This window comes from Vibrio sp. 2132-1 (assembly GCF_033344315.1).
Map to the genome: position 1 here is coordinate 1 of NZ_JAWPON010000403.1, position 666 is coordinate 666.

Annotated in this window: 1 pseudogene; it reads right to left on the reverse strand. The window is 45.5% G+C overall.

Going from position 1 to position 666, the window contains the following annotated elements:
- A pseudogene (locus tag R8N47_RS25685) lies at positions 1-615 on the reverse strand (hybrid sensor histidine kinase/response regulator); the annotation flags it as partial.
- Between the last annotated feature and the right edge of the window lie 51 nt (positions 616-666).

Below are 666 nucleotides of genomic sequence, written 5' to 3' on the forward strand. Positions count from 1 at the left end.
CACAAACACAAAGTAATTGTGATCCAGTAGCTCATTGGTCAACAGCTCGATTTTTTTATCGCTTTCATGTAAGCGCCCCAAAAAGTTCGCGCCACTTTCGCTTTGCTCCCCACTTTGATTCACTAAGTCGCGGCTAAAAAACTCGACGTAATGTTTATCTAATTGCGTTTCACCAATGTGCGTCGAAAACTCCTCTTCATAGATGTCCAACAGCATCAGCAAAGCGTATTGATTTTCGACTTGTACCCCAATCAACGTGTCTAATTGCGAAGTGGTTTGAATAACCCGTTGCTCAAACTTGGCTAACGTCTGTTGTATTTTCTGGCGGTTGGGTGAGATGGGAAACCAAACGGCGTTATCGAAGGGATCAGCCTGTTTTTCCGCTTCCACTTCAATAGCAACCAAGGATTTAGTGAGCTCGAAGTTCTGTCGCGCCTTGATGGGATACTGATTCCCAATCACATCGCGTTCTTCAATCAGCTGATGGCCGACCTCAGAAAGCGCGCTATGAAGTTGTTGCGTACTCTTGGAGTTAATGTGAGCCATGTAGGCAAAGGTGCACGCCACCAGCATCGCAATAAGTAAGCATGAATTGACCAACCTAAACTTATTCATTTTCCAGCACCTCTAAAATTACTGGCCTTGGGGCGCTGAGTGACGTCAAGA